Genomic DNA, 23,612 nt, shown 5'->3' on the forward strand with positions numbered 1-23,612 from the left:
CATCGAATGCATCGTCATGCACCGCGCGCGGAAAATCCGCCATGCATTTCAGGCATCCGGGACAGTACCGGCATCAGCCTCGCACTCTCGCGCGGGCCGAGCAAGCGGCGATAGTCCGCACGAATCAGCTCGTAGCACTCGCACGAATTGCGCTCGAGGCCCTCGCGATCGAGCACCGTGATGCGGCCGCGACGCTGCCGGATCAGCCCGGCTTCCTGCAGATTGCCGGCCGCTTCCGTCACGCCTTCGCGACGCACGCCGAGCATGTTCGCGATCGTCTGCTGCGTCACGGCCAGCTCGTCGCCGTCGATCCGGTCGTGCGCGAGCAGCAGCCAGCGGCTCAGTTGCTCGCTGACCGAGTGATGCCGGTTGCACAGCGCGCTGCGCGAAATCTGCGCCATCATCGCCTGGCAGTAGTTCAGCAGCAGCCGGTACGTCGCGGGCGAACGTTCGAACTCGGAGCGCATCACGCAGGCCGGCACGCGATAGGCCATGCCGCCGATGCGGACCTCGACCCGGTTCGATACCGTGGCGCCGCCGACGAGCGTCGCCAGGCCGACCGCGCCTTCCCGGCCGACCACCGCCACCTCGACCATCGCACCGTCCTCCATCAGGTGCTGCACCGACATCATGGCGGTGGTCGGGAAATGCAGGTGGCGCATGGGTTCACCGACCCGGTCCAGCATGCCGGCCTTGATCCTGACCAGTTCGAGGTGCGGTGCGATGGCGCGGACGCTGTCCTCCGGAAGTGCGGCAAGGATGGCGTTCGCCGAATAGCTCGAGTGAAGATGTAGCATGTCTGTATCCCTCTTTATTGTCCGCGGCGCAGGCGCCGCGTCTGTGGAACGCGTTATCGCGATGCGCGTCCTCAAGGTGATGCGGGTTGCGGCCACAACCCTGAATCCGATCGACCTTCGGCGTCTCGCCGCCGGATCGAATCGATCGCCTCGTTTCGACTCGCCGGCCCGAATAAGCGATTTACGTGCCAATACCTGCCTGTCCTTAATATATAAACGGCTTCCGTTTTAGAACGCTGAATAGCCGGCGGGAAACCGGCAAAAAACGTCTCATTTCCGGACACTCACCGATGCGGCGGACACCGCAGGTGAATCAACTGAACAATGCCGACATGCCCGGCGGCAGGCGCCTGTAGCGGCCTGCGAGTCTTATCGTTCAACGACTTACAGGATGTTTTCAATTGTTTCCGTGACGTTCCGCACGACGTCCGACGGCCATCTTGCATCTCGAATGAGCGTTTGAAACTGTCTCAAATTTGGATCGCGACATTAATTCACCGCTCTGTAATCAAACGCACACATCGCTTGCAGAGCACTGATTTCATTGAGAAATTGAGTCGCGATATCTCAAATGTCAAAGAATGTTCAATGCGCCCGGGATTTTTTCCTTGTACGATGCACGTCGCTGGCCATTGATTCCAGATCGCAGTCGAATTGCCGATCGGCACGCGATTATTTTCAGGATGTTTAATGCCTGAAAACAGGAACTTTAAATCCGGATAACGTTTGCTTACATTCCAAACCGTCAAACTTTGTGAAGTGACGTAATACGCAATTGACTCGATTCAACTGCGTGCTAGCCTTTTCCCGGCTATCTGCATTCGAATTTTGTTGAACACAATATTCGCACGTACGTGCTAAATCCCGTCGGGATGACATCGCGCGATGTGCGACCGCCACGCTACGAGGATGCGCCGTGACTCAACAGGCCAACGACGCCGTCGCCCACGCGACCGGCATGATCGAACTTTCCCACAGCTTCGACGCCAACCGGTTTCTCGCGGCGCTCGACCGCGACGAGCGCGCCACGCTGATCGCCAATCTCCAGCTCGTCCACCTGAAATCGGGGCAGGTGCTCTGCGAACCCGGCGAAATGCTGGCCGCGGTCTACCTGCCCGTGACGACGGCGATTTCGCTGCAGTACGTGTCGTCCGGCGGCATGACGCTGGAGGTTGCCGAAATCGGCAGCGAAAGCATCGTGTGCGACGACGTGATCGGCGGCAGCGGCCGAATGCCCTGCCGCGCCGTCGCCTGTCGCGACGGCTTCGTCTATCGGCTCGACCGGCGCGTGTTCGCCACGGCCTTCGACGCGTCGCCGGTGATTCGACATCTCGTGTTCGTGTGCGTGCGGCTGCTGATGGCGCAGGTTTCGCAGATCACGTTCTGCAGCCGCCATCACGTGCTCAAACATCAGTTATGCAGATGGTTCCTGCTCGCCTACGATCGTTCGCGCAGCATCGAGATCCAGGTCACCCACAGCATGCTCGCGCAGATGCTCGGCGTGCGGCGCGAAACGGTCACGGACGCGGCGGGGGAAATCCAGAAGCTCGGGTTGATCCGGCAGTACCGCAGCTCGATCGAGCTCGCCGATCTCGATGGTCTCGAGAAGCTGTCGTGCGGTTGCCGCGCGATCGTGCGCGACGACATGAAGCGCATCCTGTCGGCGGACTCCGGCGTGACGGCTGCCGCGCGCGCGTGATTCACGCGGCATTCCGGCGTGCCGATGCGGGGCCGGGTCAGCAGATTGTAGGGTGGCGAACAGAACACAGTGCCCGCGAATGGTCTACTGATGCCGGACTGCCGGGGGGATGTCAGCGCGTTGTGCGCGTCCGCCCGCGCGGACGACACCACACACGCCGGAGCCGCACGTGAAAAACGAAATCAGAACCATCCTCAAGCACGTCGCCCATCTCGAAGCCACGATCGATTCGATCGGTGACGGGGACGACCTTTACGAAGCGGGCCTTTCGTCGCTCGATACGATCCAGCTGATGCTCGCGATCGAAAAGCAGTTCAACATCGAGATTCCCGACGAGATGCTGAACCGCAATCTGTTCCGCAGCGTCGATGCGCTCGCCGAAACGATCGCCACCCTGCAACGCGCCGAGCATTCCGCATGAGCGCGCTGCTTCCCGAACTCGCGGCCGACGACGAAGCGCATCGGCTCGACGAGGCCGCGCGCGCCGTCGCGCAAATCGCCGCCCAGCACGCGGATGCGGTTGATCGCGACGCGCGCTGCCCGGTCGAGGCGATCGAAGCGATGCGCGCCCGCCGCTTGCTGAGCGCGATGGTGCCGACCCACCTCGGCGGTGCCGGCGCGTCGCTTGCCGATGTCGCATCGGCATGCTCGATTCTCGGCCAGGCCTGTGCGTCGTCGGCGATGGTGTTCGCGATGCACCAGATCCAGGTCGCCTGCATCGTCGATCACGCGGCCGACCAGGGCTGGCACAAGCTGTTCCTGCAACAACTCGTGCGGCACCAGTGGCTGCTCGCCTCGGCGACGTCCGAAGACGGCGTCGGCGGCAACCTGCGCGCGAGCCAGTGCGCGATCGAAAGCAACGGCGGTGAATTCCGGCTGCACAAGTCCGCACCGACGATCTCGTACGGCGACTACGCCGACGGCATCCTCGCGACCGCGCGACGCGACGCCGACGCGCCTGCATCGGAGCAGGTGCTCGTCACGCTGCTGCGCGACGGCTATACGCTCACGCGCCGCGGCGAATGGGACACGCTCGGCATGCGCGGCACGTGCAGCAACGGCTTCGTGCTCGACGCGCAGGGCGCGACCGTGCAATGCCTGCCGGTGCCGTTCGCGCAGATCGCCGAACAGACCATGGTGCCGGTTTCGCACATCCTGTGGGCCGCCGTATGGATCGGTGTCGCCGGCGATGCCTTCCATCGCGCGCACCAGTTCTTCCGCGCGCAGGCGCGCCAGACCGACGGCGCGCCGTCGCCCGCGTCGCGCCGCATCGCCGAATCGCTCGCGCTGATGCAGGCGATGCAGGCCCGCGTCGACAACGTGCTGCGCCTCCATGCCGGCGCATCGGCCCGCTCGTGGTCGGCCGGCATGGCCTGGGCCGCCGAAATCAACACGTTGAAGACCTATGTGTCGTCGACCGCGCTCGAGGTCGTGCAGCAGGCGATGATGATCTGCGGGATGGCCGGCTACAAGCACGGCACGCCGTTCAGCATCGGTCGTCACCTGCGCGACCTGCACGCGGCGCCGCTGATGATCAGCAACGACCGCATCGCCGCCAACACTTCGAGCCTGCTGCTCGCACTGCGTCCCGCGACGCTGGAGAAACACTCGTGAACGATCGCCTCTCCGTGCCCTCCACCGCTTCCGCGCCGTCCGACGCACCGCTCGACCGCGCGGGCGTCAACCCGCTGCGCGACGAACTGATCGACGCCGGCCTGCTCGTGTCGACCGGCATCCAGGGCCTGTTCGGCCGCAGCGAACGGTTCGAGCGCGTCGTCGAAGCGCTCGACGCCTTCGTCACGCGTCTCGGCGCCGACCAGCAGGCCGAAGTCCTGCGCTTCCCGCCGGCGATGAGCCGCACCGAGTTCGAGCGCAGCGAGTACATGAAGAGCTTCCCGCAACTCGCGGGCAGCGTGCATGCGTTCTGCGGCGACGAGCAGCGGCATCAGCGGGTGCTGCAGTGCCTCGATCGCGGCGAGGACTGGACCGAAAACCAGAAGCCGACCTACGTCGTGATGACGCCGGCCGCGTGCTATCCGGTCTACCCGGTCGTCGCGCGCGCGGGTGCGCTGCCCGACGACGGCCGGATCTTCGACGTGTTCTCGTACTGCTTCCGCCATGAACCGTCGCTCGATCCGACCCGCATGCAGCTGTTCCGGATGCGCGAATACGTTCGCATCGGCACGCCCGAACAGATCGTCGCGTTCCGCGAAACGTGGATGGAGCGCGGCACGCACATGATCGAGGCGCTGCGCCTGCCGAACACGATCGATCTCGCGAACGATCCGTTCTTCGGACGCGGCGGCAAGATCGTCGCGAACAGCCAGCGCGAACAGAACCTGAAGTTCGAGCTGCTGATCCCGATCGAGCACGACGGCCGCCAGACCGCGTGCCTGAGCTTCAACTACCACATGGATCACTTCGGGCTGCTGTGGGACATCCGCACCGCGACGAACGATGTCGCGCACACCGGCTGCGTCGGCTTCGGTCTCGAACGGTTGACGCTCGCGCTGTTCCGCCACCACGGCTTCGACATCGAAGCGTGGCCGGCCGACGTGCGCGACGTGCTGTGGGGAACGCGATGAAATTCGTGTCCCGCGACGGCGAGGAAGCGTCGTTCGAGGACGTGCGCCACCGCGCACGCCACTACCGGCCGCACCCGCTGCACAGTCAGGAGATGGTCTGGAAACAGACCAACTGCTACGTCGACATGTGGCTCGAGGTGCTCCGGTGGTGGGGCCTCAATCCGTACGCGGCGCTGCCGTTTACGGTGGCGCTCGATTTCGAGGGCGACCAGTTCACGTTCTTCAAGTTTCCGCACGACGAACTGGAGCGGCTCTACGGGATCGTCGTGCAGGAACACTCGATCTACGAACCGCTCGAACAGCACGTCGAGACGCAGGTTGCGCGCGGTCATCTGATGATCGTCGAAGTCGACGCGTGGTTCCTGCCCGACACGCGCGGCAGCGCGTACCGCACGCAGCATACGAAGACGACCATCGGCATCGACGCGATCGACCGCACCCGGCGCCAGATCGGCTACTTCCACAACAGCGGCTATTACGTCGCCGAGGACTTCGACTACAACGGGCTCGTCGGCGGCAGTTCGCCGATGCCGCTGCCGCCGTACGTCGAGTGCGCGAAACGGCGCTTCACGCCGCTCGACGAACGCTCGCTGTGCGAAGCGTCGCTCGCCTCGCTGCAGCGGCACCTGCGCCGCCTGCCGATCGTCAATCCGATCGCGGCGTTCCGGCGGCAGCTGCGGATCGACACGAAATCGCTCGCCGATTCGCCGCTCGAACGCTTCCACGCGTACTCGTTCAATTCGGTGCGCCAGCTCGGCGCGAACTTCGAACTGTTCGGCCACTACGCGCGCTGGCTGCAGGCGAGCGGCTGCGTCGGCCCGTTCGCCGACATCCGCGCCGCGTGCGATCGCATTGCGTCCGAGGCGATGGTGCTGGAGTTCCGGCTCGCGCGAGCCTGCTCGCGCGGCAAGGAGGAGCGCGGCGATGCCACGCTCGACGCGATCGAAGCGGCTTATGCCGATCTGGTCGACGGCGCACGGCAGATCGCCCCGCCGCTGCAGCCGGCGGCGCCCGTTCGCGCCAACGCGGCACCCGTGCCGATGATGCGGTGACGCGCACGCGCGCCGTGCCCGCGTGGACGATGGTCGCAACGGCCGCGGGCGCCGCCCACGGGCCGCGCGACCTCCCCGCCGCCGCCGAGTGGATCGCGGCGCCGGTGCCCGGCACGGTCGCGCAGGCGCTCACGCTGGCCGGCCGCCCCGACGACGCGGCATCGCACGACGAGCGCGACCACTGGTATCGCGTCGAACTGCGCGGACACGGGCCGCGCGTGCTGCGCTTTCACGGTCTCGCGACGCTGGCGGAAGCGTGGCTCGACGACACGCCGATCCTGCGATCGGACAACATGTTCGTCACGCACGACGTGTCCGTGTCGCTCGACGGCACGCACCGGTTGCTGGTCTGCTTCCGCGCCCTCGCACCGCACCTGCGCGACGCGCGTGCGCCGCGCCGCGCGCGCTGGCGCACGCGGCTTGCCGAGCCGGCGACGCTGCGCACCGTGCGCACATCGCTGCTCGGGCACATGCCGGGCTGGTTTCCGCGTTGCGTGCCGACCGGCCCGTGGCGTCCGGTCGACGTACTGGATCCGGCCCACGGCCCCGTGCTCGTCCATTGCGACCTGCATGCGCGCATCGACGGCGACACCGGCTGGCTCGACGCGGAGCTCGCGTTCGCCGCGCCGCTGCCCGACGCGTTCACGGCCCGGCTGTCGTGCGGCGAACATCACGCGACGCTCGAACGCTGCGGCACCGACCGGCTGCATGCCACCGTCGCGGTGCCCAATGTGCGCCGCTGGTGGCCGCACACGCACGGCGAACCGGTGCTCTACGACGTCGCGCTGCACATCGGCGCCGAACGGCGGCCGCTCGGCGCGACGGGCTTCCGCACGATCGAGCACGACGCCGGCGACGACGGCAAGGGATTCGGATTGCGCGTGAACGGCGTGCCGATCTTCGCGCGCGGCGCGTGCTGGAGCAGCGCCGCACCGCTCGCGCTGCATGCGGACGACGCGACCTACGGCCACCTGCTCGGGCTGGCGCGCGACGCGGGCTTCAACATGATTCGCGTCGGCGGCACGATGACCTACGAGGCCGATGCGTTCCATGCGTGGTGCGACCGTCTCGGGTTGCTGGTCTGGCAGGACTTCATGTTTGCGAACTTCGACTATGCGCTGGCCGATCGCGCATTCGCCGATGCCGTCGACCGTGAAGCCGAACAGTTCCTCACGCGTCACCGGGCGTCGCCGTCGCTCGCGGTGCTGTGCGGCGGCAGCGAAATCGCGCAGCAGGCGGCGATGTCGGGCCTCGGCCCCAAGCAGCGCTTCGTCGAACTGACCGCCGAGCGCCTTGCCGGACACGCGGCGGCACGGCGGCCCGACGCAATTTACATGGCCGACACGCCCGACGGCGGCGTGCTGCCGTTCATGCCGCGCGAGCGCGTATCGCACTACTACGGCGTCGGTGCGTACCTGCGCCCGCTCGACGACGCGCGCCGCGCCGACGTGCGCTTCGCGAGCGAATGCCTCGCGTTCGCGAACGTGCCGGACAACGCGATGCTCGACAGTCTCGGCTGGCCGGGCATCCACGAGCCGCGCTGGAAGGCGGCCGTGCCGCGCGACCCCGGCACGTCGTGGGATTTCGAGGACATTCGCGACCACTACCTGCAGACGCTGTACGACGTGTCGCCCGACCGCCTGCGGCGCGAGGACCCGTCGCGCTACTTCGAGCTGTCGCGCGCAGTGATCGCGGACGTGATGCGCGACACGTTCTCCGAATGGCGGCGTGCCGGTTCGCGCTGCGCCGGCGCGCTCGTCTGGCAGTTCCAGGACGTGATGCCGGGCGCGGGATGGGGCTTGATCGATGCGACGCATCGGCCGAAATCGGTTTGGCATGCGCTGCGCCAGGTGCTTCAGCCGGTGCAGGTGCTGCTCGTCGACGAAGGGCTGAACGGACTCGACGTGCACGTGCTCAACGAACGGCCGGCGCCGCTGTCGGCCACCGTCGAGCTGGTCGCGCTGCGCGACGGCCGCACGCCGGTCGCGCGTGCCGGCTGCCCGGTCCGGATCGCCGCGCACGATGCGGTGCGGCTCGGCTCGGCCGAATTGCTCGGCCGCTTCTTCGACTGGACCTACGCGTATCGATTCGGGCCGTGCGAGCACGACACCGTCGTCGCGACACTGCGCGCCGAGGACGACACGCTGCTGTCGCAGGCGTTCTACTTCCCGTCCCGCACGCATCCTGCCGTGTTCGTGCGGCGCGAGCTGGGGATCGAAGCGTGCGTCTCGCGCACCGGCGATACGTGGCATGTGGATATCGACACGCGTCACGTCGCGCGCCATGTGCAGATCGATGCACCGGGATTCGTCCCGCACGACGACTGGTTCCATCTCGCGCCCGGCACGCCGGCACGCGTCGCGCTGGTGCCGCTGGAAAACGCCGGTGCCCAGGTGGCGGCCGGCACGCCGCCGGTCGTCGAGATCCGCGCGCTCAACGCGGCGCGAACCGTGCGCGCCGCACCGGCCGACTGACGCGGCCGCTCCGGCGCCTGCGACAGCCGCGGCCGCGCGGCGGCATGCCCGTCAGTCCGACGAGCCCGTGCCGCGCGGCCGTTCGATTCCGTAGGCTTCCATCCAGCGATACAGCGTCGCGCGCGACACGCCGAGTTCGCGGGCGGAAGCCGCGACGCGCCCGCGGGTACGCAGCAGGGCCGTCTCGATCGCTTCGCGCTCGATCGACTTGCGGATGTCCGCAACGGATGGCGACGCAGCGTCGAGACAGTATTCGAGCTCGAGATCCTGCGCGGTGATCAGGCGTCCTTCCGTCATCACGACCGCACGACGCACGCGGTTGATCAGTTCCCGCACGTTGCCGGGCCAGTCGTGCTTGTAGAGCGCGGTGATCGCATCCGTCGAGAAGCCGCGCACGCGATGACGCGCGTCGCCGCGAAAGCGCTCGAGCATGTGATGCGCGAGCAGCTCGATGTCCTTGCCGCGTGCGCGCAGCGGCGGCTGATCGATGCGCATCACGCAAAGCCGGTGAAACAGGTCCGCGCGGAACCGCCCTTCTTCCATCGCTTCGCGCAGATCGACGTGCGTCGCCGAGACGATCCGCACGTCGACCGGCACCGGATCGCTGCCGCCCAGCCGATGGATCGAGCGCTCCTGCAGGAAGCGCAGCAGGCTCGCCTGGCTCTCGTGCGGGAGATCCCCGATTTCGTCGAGCAGCAGCGTGCCGCCGTTCGCGGCCTCGACGTAGCCGATCTTGCGTGCGTTCGCGCCGGTAAAGGCGCCGCGCTCGTAGCCGAACAGTTCCGATTGCAGCAGGTGCGACGGAATCGCACCGCAGTTGACCGCGACGAACGGGCCGTTGCGTCGCTCCGAATGCCGGTGGATCGCGACGGCGGTCAGTTCCTTGCCGGTTCCGGTTTCGCCGAACACGAACACCGGTGCATCGGTGCGCGCGAAGCGGCGCACCGTATCGAACAGCCGCAGCATCGCGCTGCAGGTGCCGACGATGCCGTGTTCCTCGGATTCGAGCCGCTCCCGGTCGCGCGCGAACAGGCATTCCATTCCATACGCATGACCGACCGTATCGGCGATCCGCTGGTGCGACGCGGGCAACGTGATGTAGTCGAAGCAGTAGTCGCGCAACAGCGCGCGCACGTTCGGAGAAGCGGTCTGGCCGGCCTCGACGAGCGCGACCCAGACGACGTCGCGCATCGATGCGCAGGTGGACGCGATGCTGCCGATCGCATCGGCGTGGCCGCCGCTCAGGTCGAGGATGCCGCAGGTGATTTCACCGGAGGTGTCGCGCAACTCGCTGGCATGCGCGACGATCGACACTTTCCAGTCGCGTCGCGCCAGTTCCTTGCGAAGCATGACGGACGGCGTCTGCGTCCAGTAAATCAGTGGACGCTGCCCGCTAGTTCTCCCCTCGCCGGCGCTCTTATCGCGCGTTATTGGCATATTCATAACGAACCATCACTTTCTCCACTACGCGAACCGTTCGCGCACGGTGCCGGCGGTGCATGGCCGCCTATCCGCGCTGCGTTTCTACAGCCTGGGCGAAGATCGAAATTACACACGGCGAAAAGCCCCCGGAGATCGAGACGGACGTCATCCGGTCTCGTATTCATCGAACTCGAAGGGAATGCGCGGCTGCAGGCGCCGCGGCATTCCGGCTTTGATGCGACGCACCTTCAAACCGGCACGCCGGCAAACGCGAATTCCGTCCGCATTTGCGTCGCGTCGTACACGACAGCCGCGCCCGATGCTGAACCGGATGGCCGCCAACCCGCGTTCGAAATGGCCGCCTCATTTCTTCCACTCCTGAACTTACACGTCGTTTGGAGTGGCTCTGTTACCGAAAAGTAAGCCCCGAATCATTCAATTACGCTGCCGACGAAATTCGCGAAACCGCCCTTTGAAGACTGTCGTTTGATTATCTACGACGATTCCCGTCCGTCGGTGGTAAATCTAACCTTTCCTCACGATTGGCGTCGCTCATTGCCAACATATGTCGCTTAAATATACACAAAACCCTACCGGCCATACCGTTTGGCGGGCAATGGCGCCCGGCCGGCCGCCCGGATATGGCGATGGTCGCATCCTCCGCCGCGCTGCCTGTTACATCGTCGTAACGATCTGGCCGGCAGCGACGGCTCAGGTACGCAGCGCGGCAGCGTCACGCCGGTCGTCCGGACGATCCGCTTCGCCTGCCTCGTCCGCATCGCCCCCGGGTTCGCAGTCCGCGGACATGGCCATCTCGTTCTGCAATGCGGCATAACCTTCGGTCACGAAGCGCGTGAGCTCGTCGCGAAAGCGCGCGGCCCCGAAGCGCACGGCATTGCCGCGACACGCGTGCGGATCGAAGGTACCGCGCGGCAGCGCCTCGAAGCGCGCGAGCGCGTCGAGCAACGCGTCGGCCGTCTGCGTGCGGTAGAACAGCCCCGTCGCGCGCTCGCCCGGCCATGCGCGCACCGTCTCGCACACACCGCCCTTCCCGTATGCGATCACCGGCGTCCCGCAGGCCTGCGCTTCGAGCGGCGAGATGCCGAAGTCCTCTTCCGCCGCGAACACGAACGCGCGCGCGCGCTGCAGGTGATCGTGCAGCACGTCGAACGGTTGATAGCCGAGCAAGCTGACGTTCGGCCCCGCGAGCGCGCGAATCTTCTCCATGTCGGGCCCGTCGCCGATCACGACGAGACGGCGCTCGGGCGTGCGCGAAAACGCGTCGACGATCATGTCGATCCGCTTGTACGGCACGAGCCGCGACGCGGTCAGGTAGAACGGCTCCTTGTCGGTGCGCAGCGACAGGTGGTCGACGTCGACCGGCGGGTAGATCACCGTCGAGTCGCGCCGGTAGACCTTGCGGATGCGTCGCGCGATGAAGCGCGAGTTCGCGATCACGCGATCGACGCCATTGGCCGAACGCGCATCCCAGTTGCGGATGTAGTGCAGTAGTGCACGCGCGAGCACCGATTTCGGCCCGCGCGCAAGGCCCGCCTCGTCCAGATACTGATGCTGCAGATCCCACGCATAGCGCACCGGCGAGTGCACGTAGCTCGCATGAAACTGGTCGGGGCCGCTCAGCACGCCCTTCGCGACCGCATACGAACTCGACAGCACGACGTCGTAGGCCGACAGGTCGAACTGCTCGATCGCCAGCGGAAAGAGCGGCAGATAGCTGCGGTAGCGCTTGCGCGCAAACGGCAGCTTCTGGATGAAGGAGGTGTGGACGTCGTGACCGCGCAGACACGCGCGATCCTCTAGAAAATCGACAAGACTGTAGACATCCGCCTGCGGAAAGCAGTCGATCATCTGCGCGAGCACGCGTTCGGCGCCGCCCTGCACGACCAGCCAGTCGTGAACGATCGCAATCTTCAAGTACCGCCTCCCCGGATTTTCATTCACGTTCGCGTCGGGCAGGCCGTGCGTCGCGCCGGCTGCTCCAACCCGCTCATTATGAAAAAGCGGTCGCGGCGCCGATGTGTGCTACCACACATTGTCCGGCTCTTGCCCGACGTGCATCGCATGCGCTGCTGCAGCGCACGCATGACCGAAAGCCTGAGTACGCTTTCGAACAGACCGGCGAGCGGCTTGTAAGCATCATGTCTTCAGCCGTGACGTCCGGGACGAACGCGTCCATGCGACACGGCCTGCTGAGGGCATCACGCGAGGACGGCATCATGGAATGGCATTGTTGTGAATTCGAACATCTGAGCTCGGTCGATCTCTATGCGATCCTGCGCGCGCGCAACGCGGTGCTGGTCGTCGAGGACGCCCACACGCATCTCGACATCGACGGCAAGGACGCCGACGCACTGCACGTCTTCGCGCGCGTACGCGACGGCAGCACGGTGGAAATCGCGGCCTACGCACGTCTCCTGCCGGGCGACGACATCGATCCGGAAATCGTGATCGACAAGGTTCTCACGAGCGAGGCCCGTCGCGACGACGATACGCTCGAGCGGTTGATCGAACGCGCGCTCACCGCCGCGCACGCGGCATGGCCCGACGTCGCCGTGCGCACGCACGTTCCGGCGCCGCGCCATGCGTTCTATAAACGCTTCGGATTCCGCAAGGCCTACGGCCCGTATCTGGAACAGGGCACGCCGTTCATCGGCCTGATCCGGCCGGTCGACCGTACCGCCGGAGCCCTGCGCAACCTGCTGTCCCGGGTCGCGTCGGCGCCGCACGCGCCCGACTCCGACGCCCGCACCGACAGCCGCGCGCACAACCGACTTCCCACCGATACCGGAGTCAATCGATGACCCCCACCCTTCTCCCGGTTCCGGAGCCCGACCTGCCGCGCATCCTGCCCGTGATCCTCGCCGGCGGCTCGGGCACGCGGCTCTGGCCGCTGTCGCGCGAGTGCCATCCGAAGCAGTTGATCGAACTGATCTCGAACGAATCGCCGCTGTCGGCAACGGCGCGCCGCCTGAACGGCATCAGCAATGCATCGCTCGGCGATACGCTGCTGCTGGTGTGCGGCGAACAGCATCGCATCATGAGCGCCGCACAGGTCGTCGGCCGCGCGGCGCCGCCGCGCATCCTGCTCGAGCCGGCCGCGCGCAACACCGCGCCGGCACTCACGCTCGCCGCGCTCGATACGAGCGCGCTCGACGAAGATCCGGTGCTCGCGGTGATGCCGGCCGACCACATCATCAGCGATGTCGCGGCCTTCCAGGACGCGATCGGGCGCGCGGCGCACTACGCACAGGAAGGCGCGATCGTCACGCTCGGCGTGCTGCCGCGTCGCGCGGAAACGGGCTACGGCTACATCCAGGTCGGTGCGCAGCGCACCGGCCGCCTCGGCGGACAAGGGGGCTATTCGATCGGCCGCTTCGTCGAGAAGCCTGACGTCGCGCTCGCCGAGCGCTACCTGCATTCGGGCGATTACTGGTGGAACAGCGGGATCTTCGTCACGCGCGCGTCGGTCTGGCTGAAGGCGATCCGTACGCTCGCGCCGGCCATCCACGCCGCGTGCGAGGCGGCCTGGCGCGCGGGCGTCGCGGAGGAATCGTTCTTCCGGGTCGATGCGGCGGCATTCGACGCATGCCCGTCCGACTCGATCGACTACGCCGTGATGGAACGCCTGACCGAACACCCCGAGCTCGGCATCGAGGGCATCGTGGTGCCGCTCGCGGCCGGCTGGTCGGACATCGGCACCTGGGACGCGATCTGGGAAATCATGCCGAAGGACGATCAGGGCAACGTCGCGCGCGGCCCGATCGTGTTCGAGGACACGCAGGACAGTTTCGTCCGCTCCGAAGGCCGGCTCGTCGCCTGCGTCGGCATGAAGGACGTCGTCGTGATCGAGACGGCCGATGCCGTGCTGGTCGCGAACAAGCACGACGTGCAGCGCGTGAAGAACATCGTCGAGCGCCTGAAGATCGACCGGCTCCCGCAGGCCAGCGAACATCGCAAGGTCCAGCGGCCGTGGGGGCATTACGATTCGATCGATCTCGGCGAGCGCTTCCAGGTGAAGCGGATCGTCGTCGAACCGGGCAGGCAGTTGTCGCTGCAGATGCACTACCACCGCGCCGAGCACTGGATCGTCGTGCGCGGCACGGCGAAGGTGACGCGCGGCGACGAGACGTTCCTGCTCAGCGAGAACGAATCGACGTACATCGCGGTCGGCGAAGTGCATCGACTCGAGAACCCGGGCAAGATTCCGCTCGAAATCATCGAAGTGCAATCGGGCAACTATCTCGGCGAGGACGACATCGTCCGCTTCGACGATCAGTACGGCCGCACCGTCGTCCAGACGCTGCCGCCGAAACCGGCAACCGCACGCGCCGCGCGCGAACCGCGCGACGAAGCCGTGGAGCGCACGGCCGCCCGGTGAGCATGCGCCGGGCACGCTCGCGTGCCCGGCAAGCCATCGCACTGCCCGGTCACTCGATCCCGCCCTGCGACCACCGCGGCCGCCTGAGCGACTCGCGTACACGCGGCAGCAACGACGCATCCGCGCCGACCGCATCGGCTGCAACCGACAGCGGCTGGCGCGCCCCGGCACACAGTGCGCCCTTCTCCGGGTCGGCCGCGCACCCTGGCGCGGGACCGATGCGCACCGGCAATCCGCCGATCTCCGATAGCTGATTGTGTTCGAGCCGGACGTCCGACACGTTTCCCCACAAGCGAATGCCATCGAAACGCGCATGCGACACGCGGTTGCCGATCACGGCCACGCGCGTGACCGAGCCGGACCACGTGCTGACGTCGATCGCGGCCTGCTGCGTGAGCGGACGAGGATCGACCCGGCCCGGCGCGGTCTGGATGTCCGTAATCACGTTGTTCTCGACCCGGACGTCGGATGCGCCGAAAGTCCGGCTGCTGTCCTCCTGCGCGACGAGAATCCCGGCGCTCACCTGCACGTTGCGCACGATGTTCTTCGAAATGGTGACGTTCTCGCCGCCGACCACCGTGATGCCGCGCCCCCACGGGTTGCCCTCCAGCGAGTTGCCGGTAATCAGCACGTTGCCGCTCAGCGCGCCGTCCTGGCGATAGCTCACCACGGCGATCATGTCGTCGCCGGTGCCGCGCACGACATTGCCGCGCACGAGCACGTTGCGCGAACCGTGCGTGATGTGGATGCCGTCGGCCAGCGTCGACATCACCTCGTTGCCGACGATCGCGACGTCCGTTGCGCCGAACACGAAGATGCCGCCGCCACCGCCGTCTATCACGTTGTCGAGCACCTGCACGTCGCGCCCCGTCACTTCGATCTTCGTCGACTCCGGATTCATGAGGCGCGTCGTGCCGGTTCCCGTCAGCCGGAATCCCACGATCGTCGTGCCGTCGCCGCGCATTTCGATCGTCTGGTCGTCCGGGACGGTGGCGTTGAGCATCGCGCCATAGCCCGACAGGATGACGCGGGGCTGCCGCACGATCAGCGAACGGCTGACGGTGTACCGCCCCGGCGCGAACACGAGCCGCTGGCCCGGCTGCAACGCATCGAGCGCGCGTTGCAGTGCGTCGGTCTGATCGGCCGCGTCGGATGCCGGATGAACGGATGCGTCGGGGAGGTTCGCGGAAGGTGCGACCGGTGCGGACGCTCCGGATACGGCCGCGGCAATTCCCGGCCACGACACGCCGCCGGTCGCCAGCATGCCGACCAGCACCGCGCACGTAGCGGGCAGACATCGCAATCTGTGCATATCGAGTCGATCCCCCGGGTCTGAAGATGTCCGCCGCGACACGCCACGATTTCCGTGTTGCGTGATTCGACGACAGGTCCATCATGTCCGCCAGTCGCGGGGCAGCTCACGGCCCCGTTGGAACAAGCGAAGCGATGCATCCGATTAGAGCACCCGGTCCGGCAGGTTTCGGTGCGCCAGCAGACTTGCATCGCACGCGGCGGGCCGTTGCACCGGGCAAGACCCGCGAAGCCGCGAATGGTAGGTTCGCGAACAGAGCCTGCGCTGCCGCGCGCATATCATGAGCTGCTCTCTGACCTGATACGGATGGCGAAGGGTTTCGCGCCCGCATGCCGGGCGAATCGCCGCCGGCCGCCGATTCCGGCGTGTCGAGAGCGCACGTGCGTCGCCGTGTGCCGCTGGCCGGCGATCGCGCTCGCCGGCGCGTGCATGCCGAAGCCGATTGCGGAGACTTCGCCCATGCGGTCGAAGTCGTCGACGTGCCGGCCAGACGCGGCCCGCCGCCGCCGCCCGATATCACGCACGTTTCCGGGCGATGTCCCGTGCATGCTCCCGCCAGCAACCGGATCGCCCGAACCCAGCCCGCCCGAAGGTGCTCATGACAGACCTGACCATTGCCATCTGCAACTATAACCACGGCACATACCTGCGCACCGCGATCGATTCCGCGCTCGGACAAACGGCCGGTGGTATCCACGTACTGGTGATCGACGACGGTTCCACCGACGACTCGCGCGACATCATCCGCTCGTACGGCGAGCGCATCACGGCGATCTTCCAGACGAACGGCGGCCAGGTCGCCGCGTACAACCGCGCGATCGAGCAGGTTACGACGCCGTATGTGCTGCTACTGGACGCGGACGATCTGCTTTACGCCGATGCGGCCACCCGCGTGCTCGCCGCATTCGCATCCGGCGATTTCGTGAAGGTGCATTTCCGGCTCGATGTGGTCGCGCCCGACGGCGTGCCGACCGGCGCCACCGTGCCGCAATCGGTGGTCGACACGGATTGCGGGCGCCTGCTGCGCAAGGGCTGGCTGTATCCGTCGCCGCCGGCGTCGGGCAACGCATATCGGACCGACGCGCTCAAGCGCATCTTTCCCGTGCCCGTCACCGCGGACAACCTGCACGGCGCCGATTTCTACGCGATTTACGGCATTGCGTTGCTGGGCGACGTGCACATGATCGATGCGACGCTGGGCGGCTACCGCGTGCATCGGCCGGCCGCCGCGACGGCCGGCGACGCGAACCCGGGCGTGTCCGGTCTGGCGCTGGCCAATTCGGAAGATGCGGCCACGGGCGCGCTGAAGGCGCGACGTCGCTGGTCCACGCTGCGCACGCTCGCCGGCACGCGGCTGCACGAATCGCTGCCGATCGCGCCGTTCGATTTCGCGATCGAGAAGGCCCGCTTCGCGAGCACGCTCTATCGCGCGCCATTCGCGCGCCGCTGGCGCTGGTTCCTGTGCGAGTCGGCAGGCTACTGGCACACCGTGCTGCGCAATCCGTTCTGGCGTCCGTTCAAGAAGATCTCCGTCGCCGGGCTGTCGCTCGCGTGCCTGTTGCCGTCGACCACACTCAGCGACCGCGCGATCCGCTATCTCGCCAATCCACTCGCCCGGGTGCGCAGGCAGCCCGATCGACGGGCCACCGCACGTTGAGCATCGGCTTGCGCGTCGGATAACGTCAGGCGCGCATCGAGCCGGAGCGGCGGCGCCCTCACGTCGTCTGCGCGCGAATCGCCTGGTTGCGCCCGGGCCACGCAGGGAACCCGGCCATGCCGGCGATACCCATGCGCAACGCGACCAGATAGACAGCCATCGGGATCGTGACGCCGGCGAGCGTGCCAAGGACGAGGTGCGTCGCGAGATCGGTCATGCCGACGCGCACCAGCACGATGCGCACGCAGGCCATCACCAGAATATGCATCAGGTAGATCGGCATCGAAGCGTAGCCGACCATCGCCAGCCATCCGGTACGCGCGGGAAACGACGCGTGCCGGTATGCGAGCTGCAACAGCAGCGCGATGCCCGCGAATGCGGCGGGAATGGCCCAGACGCTCGTGGCGCTGCCCCGACCGTGCGCCAATGCGATCGCCACGACGAACAGCGCCGCCGTCACCGCACTCACCCATCGATGGCCGTAGCGCTCGAGCCAGCCCGGCAAAGCGCGGGAGGCAACGATGCCGGCCACGAAGAACGGCCAGTTCATCAGCGTCGTCGACAGGATGCCCCACTGCGTCGTCGCGCCGATCGCGAGCGCCAGCACCGCGCTGGCCACCAGCCCGCCACGCGTGTGCGCCGGCATCGGCACGCGTGCGAGCGTCGGCACATGGCGTGCGGCCAGCCACACCGCGAGCATGCAGAGCATCAACGCATACAGGAACCAGAACTGCGCGAACGGCCGCCAGCCGATCGCGAGCAGATCGTCCCGCGTGAACGGATGATTGCTGCCGTGCGACGACATCGCGATCTGCACGCCGCCTTGCAGAACGGACCAGAGCAGATACGGATACGCGATCGTCCTGATCTTCGCGCCGATGAACCGCTCCGGCGCGCGGCGCAGCGAGCTGCACACATGCAGCCCGGACAGGAAGAAGAACAGCGGCATGTGGAACGTATAGATCACGTAGTCGCTCCACGCGAGCAAGGTAGCGGGCAGGCCCGCCGGTACGAGATCCGATCCGATGACACCACGCAACACGTGGCCATAGACGACAAGAATGATCCCTGCGCCGCGTGCCGCGTCGAGGGTGGTTTCGCGTGCTGTCATGTCTGTTTGATGCGCGGCTTCGTCGAAGCCCGTGCGCGCCGCAAGTGGGAATCGCTACACTGTAGGCGCGCTTGCGCGGACGAACAGTGGGCTGGGCGACAGTCAGGCGCTATCGGAACCGGCCTGCACCGCCGCGACACGCGAGCGCGCCGGCGCAACGGGTCGCGCTCGCTTCGAGAACCACTGGAACACGACGATCAGCAGCACGACCGGCACGAAATTCCGCCCGCTGAACAGGTTCGGAATCCGCAGTATCTCCAGAAGCGACACATAGAGCACAGCGTGCGCGCAGCACCAGAAGCCGTTGCCGCTCCGCCAGCCCGCGTAGCCGCGGCCAAATACCCAGCCGGCAAACGCCGCATTCAGCAAGCCGAACCAGCCCCACTCGTAGAAATGGACGAAGATCCCCGACGGGTTGTTGAACTCCGGATCGGCATAGCTGTTCAGGAACAGGTCGAGCCGGTCGCCCGAGTCGAGCCACGGCTGCGCCATCGAGCCGATCACCGGAAAATGCAGCAGCCAGTCGAACGTGAACATCGGGTGCCCGCTGTCCCAGCCGAGCACGCTCAGGATCCCCGCGCCGTTGTTCAGCGACGTCGAGTAGTACAGGCCCAGGCGTTCGAGCGCGAAATCGAAGATGTTGTCGTAGATGTTGATGTAGTACGTTTCCCACGACCGGTTGTATTCGTTCGCGATGAACAGCCCGAGCAGCAGCGGAATCGCGGCATACGGCCCGAGCGTCAGCAGCCGCGATCGCGAGCCCGAACGGCCGAAGCGGAACCGGACCACCATCAGCGCGAACGGCAACACCACTTCGATGATCGCGAGCCGTTCCGCGAAGATGAAGCTGCGCAGCAGCGTCAGCACGGTGAGCACGGCCAGATAGATCTTGTAGCGGTTCAGCCCCTTGACCGGCGTCCTGAATACGTAGAAATAGAGCGCGACGAACGGCGCGGTCGCCTGCGTGAACGTGCTCAGGCCCGTCACGCGCCCTTTCAGGTCGATCAGCTCGAACGTGTTGGCCGTGCCGCGCAGATACGACAGCAGGATGGCGGGATGCATGAGAATGCCGCTCATCATGACGAGGTAGCCGAACAGCGCGAGCGCGAACACGAAATCGAGCACGCGCGGCGACAGTTCGACCGCTTCGTCCGCCGGCGCGCGCGGTGCCTGCGCGTCGTTGGACGCGAACCACGCGGCCGCCATCAGCACCAGCAGGAACAACGCGCCGACGATCGCGTAATAGCCGTCGAAATAGATGCGCGCGATCGACTTCTGGTCGCCCAGCAGGCCCATCGACAGCATCCCGTACAACGGCAGGATGAAGATCAGCACGAGCCGCGCAGGATCCTCCCACCAGTAAGCCTGGTATCCGGCCGCACGCGCGGCGCGCGCCGCCGCGGCCCGGCGGGCGGGCCCGGGCTGTCGTCGTTGCATGCGCACGCCGGCCGCCGGTCGATCGTTCATGATGCCCGTTCCATCCTTTCGATGCGCGAATCGCGCGAAGCCGCCGGAGCGACGCATGCGCCGCTCAGCGCGCCGGCGGTCGCGCCGCCATCGCGTCGGCGTAGCCCGACATCGCCTGATGCGTGCTCGTGTCGTTGTACCCGTAGCCGTACCGCCCCGGCACGCCCTTGAAGTCGTTCAGGATCACGCCGCGCACGGCGATATGCGCGTGCTCGAGCCGTCGTGCGCTTTCGTCGAGCTCCGTCAGCGTCGTCACGCCGCTGCGCGCGACGAGGAACACGGTGCCCGCCAGACGCCCGAGCAGCAGCGCATCGGCAACCGGCAGCAGCGGCGGCCCGTCGATCACGACCATGTCGTACTGCGACGCCGCGTGCTCGATCAGTTCCGCGAACGTCGGCTGCAGCAGCAGTTCGCCCGGATCCGGAACGACGCTGCCCATCGGCAGGAAATCCAGGCCGGGCGTCACGCCGTGCCGGATCGCCTCGTCGATTCCGTGCGTGCCGGCCACCACATCCGACAAGCCCGGCGCGCGGCTGTAGCGAAACCGTTCATGCAGCGATCCCTTGCGCAGATCCGCGTCGATCAGCAACGTCCGTCGCCGCGCCGCGCCCATCAACGCGGCGAGGTTGGCGGCAACGAACGACTTGCCGACGCCCGTCGTCGGCCCCGAGATCAGCACGACGGCGTTCGGCGCATCGCGCATCGACAATTGCAGCTCCGTGCGGAAATGGCGCAGGCTTTCCAGCGCGACGTCCTGCGCCGCGACGGGCGGCACCGGCGTGCGCGTGCCGCTCGCGCCACTCCTTGTGCGCGCACTGATTTGCGCGTGCGCCGGGCTGTGCGGCACCGTCGCGAACACGGGCAAGCCGGTCGACCATTCGATTTCGTCCACGTCGCCCACCGTGCCGGCGACGCGCTGGCGCGCGACCACGATCGCGGCGCCTGCCAGCAGGCCGACGATCAGCGACGCGACGACGATCATCCCGCGATGCGGCCCGATCGGCACCTCCGCCACCTTCGCGACGTCGACGATCCGCACGGTGCCGGTCTTGCTCGCCCGGGCCAGGATCATCTGCTGGCGCGTGTTGAGCAGGTTCGTGTACAGCGCGGTATCGACGGCCACGTCGCGCTGCAACTGCAGCACGCCCTGCTCGACGGTCGGCAGCTGCTGGATCTGCTTGCGCGTCGTGTCGAGCGAGCGCTGCGCGTCGGCGAGCTGCGCGTCCACCGCCACGACCGCCGGATGCTTCGGCATGAAGCGCGTCAGCAACTCCTCGCGGCGCTGCTGCAGCGTCTGCACGCGCGTCTCGATGTCGACCGACTGCTGGCGCAACGCCAGCGCCTCGTCGCTCGTATTGACCGTGCCATGCGACGCGCGGTACGCGTTGAAGCGGCTTTCGGCCGTTTCGAGTTGCGCCTTCAGTTGCGGCAGTTGCGCATCCATGAAGCGGATCAGCTTGTCGGCCGCTTCCGACTTGCGCTGCGTGTTCTGCGCGAGGTATGCATCGCCGATCGCATTCAGCACGCGGCTGTCGTGCGCGGGATCGGTGCCGTCGAGCGTCACGCCGATCATGTTCGACTGCTTGCCGCGCTCCGAAATCAGCGCGTTCTTCTGCAGCCAGGTCGTCGCTTCTTCGTCGCCGTAGCGCGTCAGGTCGAAGCGCGCACCGGGCTTGCCCGCCACGTCGCGCACGAACAGGTCGATCGTCCCCTGCGGCGTTTCGACGTGCAGCGGCTGGCCGACCCGGCCCTGCCATACCGGCCCCTTCCTGCCGAAGAAGCCGGTGCGCTGCAGCGTATACGCGCCGTCATCGCCCAGCGTCAGCGCGAAACGCTTGTCGAGCAGTCGCTTCGATACGTCGAAGGTCGGCACGTCGATGCGCTCCGTGCCATAGACGTACCCGCCCGGCAGCGGCGACGACAATCCGTCGGCGCCGCTCACGAGCCGCCATCCGATGATCGGCAGGTAGTGCGGCCGGACGTTCACGGGCAGGTTGGTACTGTCGACCGCGCGCGCCATCACCGCGCGGGATTTCAGCACCTCGATTTCCGTCGATGCGTCGGTCTTCAGGTCGAACACCGACGACGGATCGCCGGTCGGCGCCGTCGGTTTCGAATCGGTCGGACTCTGCTCGACCTGGAACAGGATGTCGGACCGGTAGACCGGCGCGGCGCACAGCGCATACACGGCGCCGACGACCGCACCGGCGAGTGCCGTGCAGAGAATCAGCCGCCGGCTGCCGTACAGCATGCGCCAGTAGCGGCGAACCGGGGAGGACGGGCGCAAGGCGGCCCCGTCGAACGGGTCGGGCAAGGTCGAAGAAGTCATACAGCATCAGTCCCGTAGGGCGCGACGCGCGGTCGCGATCACGAATTCGCCGCGAAGGTCACGGCGAAATCGCCTTGGCCGTCAGCGCGCCTTGCGCGGACGACGGAATCAGCAGGTTGACGACGCGGCTCCAGCGCACCAGCGACGACGAATCGACGAACACGACGTCGCGCCGCTCGAGCGGGAACTGGTCGGCCAGCGCGAACGACGCGGGCGAACTGCCGTCGAGGTGGTACACCTGCGGACGGTTGCCCGGGCCGCGACGCACGACGAACACCTGCCGCGCGTCCGACGTGTACTGGCTCACGCCGCCGGTGTCGCCGAGCGCTTCGCCGAGGCTCATCCGGCCGTCGGTCAATGTCAGCGTCGCCGGACGCGACACCTCGCCGAGCACGAACACCTTCGCGTCGCTCGCCGCGCGCACGCGCACGAGGTCGCCGTCGCGCAGCAGGATGTTCGACGGGTTCACGCCCGCGGCGATCAGTGCCGGCAGGCTCACGTTCACGGTCTTGTCGCCGCGCGTCACCGACACCTGCGAGCGGTCGGCCGTCGCGGTGAAGCCGCCCGCGCGGTCGATCGCCTCGGGCAGCGTCATCGGCAAGTCATTGACGATCTGCAGCCCCGGCGAGCGCACTTCGCCGTCGAGATACACACGCTTGCTGCGGTAGGCCTGCACGCGCAGCGAGAGCTGCGGCTTGCGCACGTATTCGCCGAGCCGCCTCGACATCAGCGCGCTCGCCTGTGCCTCGGTAAGCCCGGCCACGTGCACGAGGCCGGCATACGCGAACTGCACGTTGCCGTTTGCGTCGACCGTATAGCCCGTCGCGACCGAGCTGGCGCCGACGCCGTCGCCGCCCGCACCGCCGCCCGTCATCTGCGTCGTGGGCAGGTTCAGCTCCGGGTGATCCCACACGACGATGCCGAGCACGTCGCCGGGGCCGATCGTGTACGGATGCGGCTTGCCGAACAGCTGGCGGATTTCCGCATCGGCGTTGACGCCTTGCGGCGCGCCATGGTGCTGCGCGACGAGTGCCGGCGTGATCTCGATCAGATCCTCGCTCGACACATTCTGCACGCCGTCGAGGCCGCCGGAGCCCGATGCGTCGGCGCTCACGCGCGCATTCGCATCGCGTTCGGCCGGCCCCCGATACGTCATGCCCGGCGACAACGCACACGCACTCAATGCGCATGCAGCCGCGATGATCGCCATGCGCGACAGCCACGGCGCGCGACCGACGGCGGCCGTCTGCGGCCGTCGCGTCGCGAGCGTCGATCTCTTTTGCGTGGTGGTTGACATTCGTGCCCTTC

Annotated in this window: 17 protein-coding genes; 9 read left to right on the forward strand and 8 right to left on the reverse strand. The window is 67.0% G+C overall.

Annotated elements, in window-relative coordinates:
- Positions 1 to 14 precede the first annotated feature (14 nt).
- Positions 15 to 797: a Crp/Fnr family transcriptional regulator gene (locus BME24068_RS11960; protein ID WP_096498936.1), complete on the reverse strand. Its 783-nt coding sequence runs from the start codon at positions 795 to 797 to the stop codon at positions 15 to 17.
- A gap of 916 nt (positions 798 to 1,713) precedes the next feature.
- Between BME24068_RS11960 and BME24068_RS11965 the strand changes: the two genes are divergently transcribed.
- The 6 genes from BME24068_RS11965 to BME24068_RS11990 all read left to right on the forward strand — a co-directional run bounded on the left by BME24068_RS11965 (position 1,714) and on the right by BME24068_RS11990 (position 8,607).
- Positions 1,714 to 2,496, forward strand: a complete 783-nt coding sequence (locus BME24068_RS11965) for a Crp/Fnr family transcriptional regulator (RefSeq protein WP_174926177.1) — start codon at positions 1,714 to 1,716, stop codon at positions 2,494 to 2,496.
- Between the two features lie 169 nt (positions 2,497 to 2,665).
- A complete protein-coding gene (locus BME24068_RS11970; protein ID WP_096498938.1) occupies positions 2,666 to 2,917 on the forward strand; it encodes an acyl carrier protein in 252 nt (83 codons plus the stop codon).
- Positions 2,914 to 4,110 carry an acyl-CoA dehydrogenase family protein gene (locus BME24068_RS11975; protein ID WP_096498940.1) on the forward strand — a complete coding sequence of 399 codons (1,197 nt, stop codon included), beginning with the start codon at positions 2,914 to 2,916 and terminating at the stop codon, positions 4,108 to 4,110. Before BME24068_RS11970 ends, BME24068_RS11975 begins: the two co-directional genes overlap by 4 nt.
- On the forward strand, positions 4,107 to 5,081 hold the full coding sequence (locus BME24068_RS11980; protein WP_096498942.1) for an amino acid--[acyl-carrier-protein] ligase: 975 nt from the start codon (positions 4,107 to 4,109) through the stop codon (positions 5,079 to 5,081). Before BME24068_RS11975 ends, BME24068_RS11980 begins: the two co-directional genes overlap by 4 nt.
- Complete coding sequence (locus BME24068_RS11985) at positions 5,078 to 6,133, forward strand: DUF1839 family protein (RefSeq protein WP_096499321.1); 1,056 nt, start codon at positions 5,078 to 5,080, stop codon at positions 6,131 to 6,133. Before BME24068_RS11980 ends, BME24068_RS11985 begins: the two co-directional genes overlap by 4 nt.
- Entirely contained in the window at positions 6,130 to 8,607 is a 2,478-nt protein-coding gene (locus tag BME24068_RS11990; RefSeq protein WP_174926178.1) for a glycoside hydrolase family 2 protein, read from the forward strand. Before BME24068_RS11985 ends, BME24068_RS11990 begins: the two co-directional genes overlap by 4 nt.
- A gap of 51 nt (positions 8,608 to 8,658) precedes the next feature.
- On the opposite strand, the gene BME24068_RS11995 is transcribed toward BME24068_RS11990, so the two are convergent.
- Together BME24068_RS11995 and BME24068_RS12000 are read right to left on the reverse strand one after the other, a co-directional pair.
- A complete protein-coding gene (locus BME24068_RS11995) occupies positions 8,659 to 10,050 on the reverse strand; it encodes a sigma-54 dependent transcriptional regulator (protein ID WP_162826177.1) in 1,392 nt (463 codons plus the stop codon).
- Positions 10,051 to 10,740: 690 nt separating this feature from the next.
- Positions 10,741 to 11,964, reverse strand: coding sequence for a glycosyltransferase family 4 protein (locus tag BME24068_RS12000; protein ID WP_174926179.1), 1,224 nt, complete (start codon positions 11,962 to 11,964; stop codon positions 10,741 to 10,743).
- Between the two features lie 224 nt (positions 11,965 to 12,188).
- Here BME24068_RS12000 and BME24068_RS12005 point away from each other — a divergent pair, with 224 nt between their 5' ends.
- Positions 12,189 to 12,851, forward strand: a complete 663-nt coding sequence (locus BME24068_RS12005; protein WP_338138582.1) for a GNAT family protein — start codon at positions 12,189 to 12,191, stop codon at positions 12,849 to 12,851.
- Positions 12,848 to 14,428 carry a mannose-1-phosphate guanylyltransferase/mannose-6-phosphate isomerase gene (locus BME24068_RS12010; protein ID WP_096498952.1) on the forward strand — a complete coding sequence of 527 codons (1,581 nt, stop codon included), beginning with the start codon at positions 12,848 to 12,850 and terminating at the stop codon, positions 14,426 to 14,428. Before BME24068_RS12005 ends, BME24068_RS12010 begins: the two co-directional genes overlap by 4 nt.
- 49 nt (positions 14,429 to 14,477) lie before the next feature.
- On the opposite strand, the gene BME24068_RS12015 is transcribed toward BME24068_RS12010, so the two are convergent.
- Positions 14,478 to 15,740 carry a right-handed parallel beta-helix repeat-containing protein gene (locus tag BME24068_RS12015; protein ID WP_174926180.1) on the reverse strand — a complete coding sequence of 421 codons (1,263 nt, stop codon included), beginning with the start codon at positions 15,738 to 15,740 and terminating at the stop codon, positions 14,478 to 14,480.
- Positions 15,741 to 16,338: 598 nt separating this feature from the next.
- Here BME24068_RS12015 and BME24068_RS12020 point away from each other — a divergent pair.
- A complete protein-coding gene (locus BME24068_RS12020) occupies positions 16,339 to 17,397 on the forward strand; it encodes a glycosyltransferase family 2 protein (RefSeq protein ID WP_096498956.1) in 1,059 nt (352 codons plus the stop codon).
- Between the two features lie 58 nt (positions 17,398 to 17,455).
- Here the strand turns inward: BME24068_RS12020 and BME24068_RS12025 are convergent, their stop codons facing one another.
- From BME24068_RS12025 to BME24068_RS12040, 4 genes are all read right to left on the reverse strand, one after another.
- A complete protein-coding gene (locus tag BME24068_RS12025; RefSeq protein ID WP_174926181.1) occupies positions 17,456 to 18,508 on the reverse strand; it encodes an acyltransferase family protein in 1,053 nt (350 codons plus the stop codon).
- Positions 18,509 to 18,610: 102 nt separating this feature from the next.
- Positions 18,611 to 19,975 carry an oligosaccharide repeat unit polymerase gene (locus BME24068_RS12030; RefSeq protein ID WP_174926182.1) on the reverse strand — a complete coding sequence of 455 codons (1,365 nt, stop codon included), beginning with the start codon at positions 19,973 to 19,975 and terminating at the stop codon, positions 18,611 to 18,613.
- 64 nt (positions 19,976 to 20,039) lie between these two features.
- Positions 20,040 to 22,304: a polysaccharide biosynthesis tyrosine autokinase gene (locus BME24068_RS12035; protein ID WP_174926183.1), complete on the reverse strand. Its 2,265-nt coding sequence runs from the start codon at positions 22,302 to 22,304 to the stop codon at positions 20,040 to 20,042.
- 58 nt (positions 22,305 to 22,362) lie between these two features.
- Positions 22,363 to 23,601 carry a polysaccharide biosynthesis/export family protein gene (locus BME24068_RS12040; protein WP_174926184.1) on the reverse strand — a complete coding sequence of 413 codons (1,239 nt, stop codon included), beginning with the start codon at positions 23,599 to 23,601 and terminating at the stop codon, positions 22,363 to 22,365.
- Positions 23,602 to 23,612 lie beyond the last annotated feature (11 nt).

This window comes from Burkholderia anthina, assembly GCF_902498995.1.
Lineage (GTDB): Bacteria > Pseudomonadota > Gammaproteobacteria > Burkholderiales > Burkholderiaceae > Burkholderia > Burkholderia anthina.